This is a genomic window from Longimicrobiaceae bacterium (assembly GCA_035696245.1).
GTDB lineage: Bacteria > Gemmatimonadota > Gemmatimonadetes > Longimicrobiales > Longimicrobiaceae > DASRQW01.
Genome location: DASRQW010000313.1, coordinates 1 through 6543 on the forward strand (window position 1 = coordinate 1; position 6543 = coordinate 6543).

At 71.5% G+C, this 6543-nt stretch carries 6 protein-coding genes; 1 reads left to right on the top strand and 5 read right to left on the bottom strand.

Annotated elements, in window-relative coordinates; genetic code table 11:
- Positions 1-390: hypothetical protein (locus VFE05_14725; protein ID HET6231324.1), on the bottom strand; the 390-nt coding region annotated here is incomplete at its 3' end.
- Between the two features lie 318 nt (positions 391-708).
- Here VFE05_14725 and moeB point away from each other — a divergent pair.
- Complete coding sequence (gene moeB / locus VFE05_14730; protein ID HET6231325.1) at positions 709-1917, top strand: molybdopterin-synthase adenylyltransferase MoeB; 1209 nt, start codon at positions 709-711, stop codon at positions 1915-1917.
- Positions 1918-1961: 44 nt separating this feature from the next.
- Here the strand turns inward: moeB and VFE05_14735 are convergent, their stop codons facing one another.
- The 4 genes from VFE05_14735 to VFE05_14750 all read right to left on the bottom strand — a co-directional run bounded on the left by VFE05_14735 (position 1962) and on the right by VFE05_14750 (position 6251).
- Positions 1962-2606, bottom strand: a complete 645-nt coding sequence (locus VFE05_14735) for a hypothetical protein (protein ID HET6231326.1) — start codon at positions 2604-2606, stop codon at positions 1962-1964.
- Positions 2607-2761: 155 nt separating this feature from the next.
- Positions 2762-3985 (bottom strand): RtcB family protein, encoded by a 1224-nt coding sequence (locus tag VFE05_14740; GenBank protein ID HET6231327.1) that lies wholly within the window; start codon positions 3983-3985, stop codon positions 2762-2764.
- A 174-nt stretch (positions 3986-4159) separates the two neighbouring features.
- Positions 4160-4474, bottom strand: a complete 315-nt coding sequence (locus tag VFE05_14745) for a hypothetical protein (protein HET6231328.1) — start codon at positions 4472-4474, stop codon at positions 4160-4162.
- 103 nt (positions 4475-4577) lie between these two features.
- Positions 4578-6251, bottom strand: coding sequence for a TROVE domain-containing protein (locus VFE05_14750; protein HET6231329.1), 1674 nt, complete (start codon positions 6249-6251; stop codon positions 4578-4580).
- Positions 6252-6543 lie beyond the last annotated feature (292 nt).

Here is a 6543-nt window from a genome sequence, read left to right on the forward strand (position 1 = left end):
GGCCGTGCGGTTGTACTTCTGCTTCTTGTGCTTCAGGCCGCCAGCCAGCGCGCTCAGCCCGAACACCAGCAGCAGGTTGCCGATGATGGAGCCGGTGATGGATGCCTTCACCAGGTCGTACAGCCCGGCGCGCATGGCCACGATGGCGATGATCAGCTCCGCCGCGTTGCCGAAGGTGGCGTTCAGCAGCCCGCCCACCCCCTCGCCCGCACGGTCGGCGATGCGCTCGGTGGCGTGCCCCATCACCCCGGCAAGCGGGATCACCGCCAGGCACGACACGCCGAACACCACCGGCGCGCTGGCGTGCACCACGTACTCCAGCACCAGCGCCACCGGCACGAACACCAGCAGCAGGTTCAGGACGTTGCCGCCCTCGAAGAATCGTCTCACCGCTCTCGTCCCCTCCCCAAGGTCTCCGCCCGGCCGCATCGGCTCGGCGGAGAGCATACGTCCGCATCCCGTACGGCGCAACGCACGGCATCTCACGCTTCGCCGTGCATCTCCCGTCGCCGTCACGCCGCGGCGCGATTCCCGTTCCACGTCTCCCCAAATCCGCCGGTTTAGAAGTGGTGGCGGAGACGGGATCGTCGGCCGTTCGGCATCGCATCCTCTGAGTGCGATCGGTGGACGGGAGGCTGGACGCGGGGTATAGATTGAACCCGCGCCGGGAGATGTGAAGCGCGGCGGGCAATCACACGGGGCGAGACGATGGACGTGCTTTCGGGGATCGGGCTCGGCGGGATCGTGAGCGAGGATTCGGGAGATGCGGGGCTGCCCGGCCTCTCCACGCCCGAGGTGCTGCGCTACAGCCGGCACCTGATCCTGCCCGGCGTGGGGATGGAGGGCCAGCGCAAGCTCAAGGCGGCGAAGGTGCTGCTGGTGGGCACCGGCGGGCTGGGCTCGCCGCTGGCGCTGTACCTGGCCGCGGCCGGCGTGGGCACGCTGGGGCTGGTGGACTTCGACGTGGTGGACGAGACCAACCTCCAGCGCCAGGTCGTGCACGGCACCAAGGACGTGGGCCGCCCGAAGATCGACTCCGCCGCGGACCGCGTGGCCGACGTGAACCCGCACGTGAACGTGGTGAAGCACGAGACGCAGCTCACCAGCGAGAACGCGCTGGAGATCCTCGCGCCGTACGACGTCGTCATCGACGGGACGGACAACTTCCCCACGCGCTACCTGGTGAACGACGCCTGCGTGCTGCTGGGCAAGCCCAACGTGTACGGATCCATCTTCCGCTTCGACGGGCAGCTCTCGGTGTTCTGGGCGGCGAAGGGGCCGTGCTACCGCTGCCTCTTCCGCGAGCCGCCGCCGCCGGGGCTGGTGCCGAGCTGCGCCGAGGGCGGCGTGCTGGGCGTGCTGCCCGGCATCATCGGCACCATGCAGGCGCTGGAGGCCATCAAGCTCATCGTGGGCGTGGGCGAGCCCATGATCGGCCGGCTCATGCTGTTCGACGCGCTCGCCATGCGCAGCCGCGAGCTTCGCCTGCGGAAGGATCCCGAGTGCCCCGTGTGCGGCGAGCACCCCACGGTTACGGAGCTCATCGACTACGTACAGTTCTGCGGCGGCGTGGCGGGCGAGCACGATCCGCCCGTGCCGCTCGTCTCCGCGCCGGATCTGCTTGGCCGCCTCTCTTCGGGAGATGCGGTTACGCTGGTGGACGTGCGCGAGCCGCACGAATGGGAGATCGCGAACCTGGCCGAGCACGGCGCCCGCCTGATCCCCCTGGCCGACCTGCCCGCGCGCATGGGCGAGCTGGATCCCGCGGGCGAGATCGTCGTGCACTGCAAGGCCGGCGGCCGCAGCGCCCAGGCCGTCCGCCAGCTCATCGGCGCAGGCTTCTCCAACGTCCGCAGCCTGGACGGCGGCATCACCGCGTGGAGCGAGCACGTAGATCCGTTCAAGCCGAGGTACTGACCCGCCCTGCCGGGTGTGAATGCCCTGGCGACGTCCTCCGGAGCCTACGCTCTGGGCAGAAGGCGGCGAAGCTCGTAATGCTCCACCGCCTCCTTGGCGGACTTCAGCCCCTGCGGACGCTCCTCGCGCAGCAGCTTGATGGCCTCGATCTTATTCCCCTTCGCTAGGGCGGTGAGCACGCGCGGCGACGGAGGAGGCAGCTCGGCCTCGTAGAGCGTGCGGATGCGGAGCTTGTGCACCGTGTCCCTGGCCTCCCACAGCCCGTCTCCCGTCTCGTTCCGGTGCAGCCGAATCGCTTCGCGGACGGCGCCCTTGCGGAAGAGCACCGTCACGCCATCCGACACCTCGACGGCCAGGGCCTCCCTCACCGCCTCCGGGGTCCGCGGGGGCGAGTCGTGGCCGATCGGCGCGTACCCTCGTCGCGCCGCGAAGAAAAAGAATCCGCACATCCACGCGCACAGCAAGGCCATCAGGATGTAGCCGTCCCGGAGCGCGAGCACCACGGTGATCAGGCTGAGGCCGGCGATAACGGCGGCGGCGTTGCGGGTGGTGGCCGTTTCGGTCACGCGAGGAGACATGGACTGGGCAGCGGGAGGACGCCGGGACGCCGGGATCGGTTCAGGCGGAAACGAGCACATGATGCATTCTCGGTCGTCGTCGTGGCAAGGAACGTCGAAGCCGCCGCGCATCCCGGGAGATGCACGGCGGCTGGTTTTTGGTCCTACCCACGGTCGGAAGATGTGCATCATCCAAACCCGTCGGTAGTGTTCCGCGCGAACCCCGGCCAGTTCGCGGGGGAGAGATATCGGATGCGATAAATCGCACCCCTACAAGGAGATAGGCGCTAGTCCTTGTAGGGGCCGAACTCGTCGGCGCCGGCCATGACGACGACGAGGGGGCGAAGGGTGTGGAGGACCTCGATGGTGTCGCCCTGGGCCGACAGCACCTCGGGGAGGCGGCGGTACACGTGGGGGCTCTCGTCCAGCCCGCCGCCGCGCAGCACCACGCCCTTGGCCGCGATCCACGAGTGCATCATCTCGGCCGATACGCGGCCGGGGGAGATGATCTCGCCCGTCTTCCACTTGCGCTTGCCGGCCGCCTGCGTGCGCGACATCACCCGGCCGGCGCCGTGCACGGTGCTGAACAGCGCCTCGCGCTGCACCTTCGCCGTGTCCGAATCCGCCGGAGCCGTCGCGCCCCGCACGATCACGGCGTCGTCGCCCATCGACCCGCCGATGAAGCCCTTCTGGCCGGGGAAGGCGGGCGTGGCGCCCTTGCGGACCACCACGAAGTCCTCGCCGCCGTGCGTCTCCTTCCAGGCGAAGTTGTGGTGGTTGTGCACCAGCTCCACCTCGCGCCCGCCCAGCAGCGACACGACCTTGCGCGCCACCCACTCGCGCCCGGCGTACGCGTAGCGCCCGGCCAGCTCCATCAGCGCCCAGTAGTCGTAGCCCAGCGGCTGCACCAGGTCCAGCAGCACCTCTGTCTCGGACACGCGGTCGCGCCAGCCGCGGCCCTGGCCCATGGCCAGGAAGCCCGAAGCCACCGAGTGCCCGAAGCCCCGGCTCCCGAAGTGCACGCCCACCCACAGCGTGCCCGTCTCGTCGGCGAACACGTCCACGTAGTGGTTGCCGGAGCCGACCGTGCCCAGCTGCTGGCGCGCCTTGTCCAGCAGCGCCTTGCGCTCCTTCGCGGGCACGGCGTCCCACGCCTCGTCGGCGAACAGCGGGTCGTCGGTGGGCGCGTCCTTCGAGCGGTTCTTCCGGCCCACGCCAAAGCTGACGGTGTCGGCGATCTCGTCGGCCAGCGCGTTCAAGTTGCGGCCGATCTCGTCGTACCCGGTGCCGAAGTGCTCCAGCTTCAGGTCGGTGCGAATGGCCGCGTTGCCGCACGCGATGTCGAAGCCGACCCCGACCACCGACACCTTCTCGCGGTACGCCGCCACCCCGCCGATGGGCATCACGTAGCCCACGTGCCCGTCGGCCATCAGCGCCACGCGCTCGGCCCGCTGTGCCACCCCGCGCAGCTGCTCCACCGTCTTCTCGTCGTGCTGTCCGAAGATCCGCATCTTCCGTCCTCTTCTCGTCTTCCGCGTCGCGCCGTCCGGCGGAGCGGCGGTAAGCGCATCGACTGCCGATGCGCCCATGCTGTCGTGTTTCACGGTGGACGGAGCGTCCGCCGCGCATCTCCCGTCATCCCCGTTCCGGCGCGGAGCCCATGCAGGCGCCGCGCCGGTAGGACGTCAGTCGTCGTCGTCCCAGCGCCGGTCGGCGCGGGTCTCCTGGCGCAGCGCGCGCTGGAAGCGGCGGTCGCGGGCGCGCTGCAGCTCGGTGCTCTCGTAGACCGCCTCCACCTTCGCGGTGCGGACCCACACGCGCGAACCGCCCACGTCGCTGAACTTGAGCCAGCAGGGCCGCCACGCGCGGTCCAGGCACCGCGCCACCCGCGCCGCCGTCCAGGCCGACACGTAGAAGGTGTTCCACTCGGTGGCGACCACGAAGTAGTCGCCGGCAGGCACCTCGGCATGGCCGAGGTGCCTCGTCTCGACCGTGTTCATCTTCAAAGCTCGGTAGATGTGCGCCGCGGCACAGTGCCGCGGCGCCTGCTTGGGGCTCCCCGCCGGCGGGCGGACGCGGAACGGGAGGCCCGAGCCGCGCCGCCTACCGCGCGAAGTCGCCGATGAGCTGGGGCGTGGCCGTGTCGAACCCGACCACGTCCAGCATCCCCGCGTCGTCCGGGTCCGCGATGGTGAAACCGTTCGACGCCATCCCCACCACCACCAGCCGGGCGGGGATGCCCGTCCTCTCCCGGTAGCGCCGGAGCGCCTGCACCGGGTGCACCGCGCCCGCCCACGTCTCGCTGTCGGTGTAGACCACGAAGGTGTCCACCTTCCAGCGGTTGCGCTCGGCCTCGACCATGGGCAGCGCGCAGTCGGTCCCCCCGAACGGCAGGCCGGTGATGGACTGCACCACGTCGTCCAGCCGCTGCCGCGGGGAGATGGAGAGAGGCGTGAGCCCCGTTCCGTGCCCCGCGTACATGGACGGGTGCCGCCCCGCCGTGAACGCGGTGAAGAAGTGCCGCGGCTCGGTGGCTGCGGTCACCAGCGCCATGGCCGCTGCGGCCTCGCGGCAGCTCAGGAACGGGATGCCGGCCACCGGCCCGCTCATGGAGGCGGACACGTCCAGCGCCAGCATGGTCCGCTTCCCCGACGGCTCCACCGCCCCGAAGGTGAGGTAGAACGCCGCGTCCAGCGCGTCCACCACCCGGGCGACGGGCGTCCACTGCCCGGCGCCGCGCACGCCCCGGCCGGAGGCGTACGTCTTCATGGCCGCCAGCACCGCCAGCGGGTGGATGCGCGCCCGCCGCAGCGCGCCGCCGTCTCCCAGTCGCGCGGCAACGTACTCCGCGGCCTCGCTGCCGGGGGCCAGCAGCCCCACCCGCGTCATGGTCGCCAGGTTGCGCAGCAGCGCCCCCAGCGGCATGCCGTCCAGCAGCGCCTCCCACACCTCCGGGCTGCGCAGCACGGGCGTGGGCAGCATCTCCCGCGCGAGCCGGTGCTCGCGCACCGCGGCCGCCGCGCGGGCCGGCGTCAGCTCCGCGTCCGCGTGGAGAGCATCCACTGCCGCGACCAGCCGCAGCGCGGGAGACTCCATCGCATCGGCCGAAGGTCCCGCATCTCCCGTCACCGCAGGAGCCGTCCGGCCCGCGGCGGTGCGGCGGAAGAGGGCGCGGTGCTCGTCCGTGGATGGCCGCGGGTGCGCCAGCCGCAGCGCGTCGCGGTGCGACCAGCCGTCGCGCTGCGGGTACTTGAGGAGCTGGAAGGCCAGCTCGCGCGGCTCCTTGGCCGTGTACCACTCCGCCACCGCCCGCCGCACGCCGCGCCCCCAGCCGCGGAAGCCCTTCACGTACTGCAGCCAGTGGAAGAGGTGCGTTCCCGTGCGCGCCACCCGCGGCAGCGCGGCGAGGGCGGCGGCGCGCGTCTCCGCGTCGCCCAGCGCGGAGGCCATGGCGAGGACGAAGAGCGCCGGGTCGTTGCGCGGGGCCCGGCCGGCCTCGCTCACCTCCGCCGTGCGCCGCACCACGCGCGGCCCGTCGGCCTCGATACATTCCAGCACCGCACCGGCGCTCTCGACGGTGAGCTGCCGCTCGCCCGCGTAGAAGGTCCCGCCCTCGCTTCCCAGCACGAGGAAGCGGTCCAGCCGTGCCCAGCGGTCCACCGCCCAGGCGTACCCGCCGGCGGAGTCGGGCACCTGCGCGGTGCCGGGGATCGGGGCGCTCTGCGGCGTCACCAGCGCCCGGAGGCGCGTGGCGAAGTGCCGGGTGAAATCCATCATCTGCTCGCCTCCTTTCGGGCGAATGGGTGCTTCGTGTGCCGCCTCTGCCGGGCGGATGTGGGTACCGCGTCTCGGTCCTCACCTCTGGAGGCTCGCGCCTCGTGGTTGCGGGACGATAACCGAGCCGCTTCGACCCGCCCGGCATGGCGGCGCGGGCCGGACGGATTCCGGCCTGCGTGGCCGGCGCGCGGATGTAGGGTCCCTCCCGGCTCCCGGCCGCTCGTACGATTGCCGGGATGGGCTGAGCGATAACCGGTCGGGTTCGACCCGCGCGCCGGGTCTGTCGTGCTGG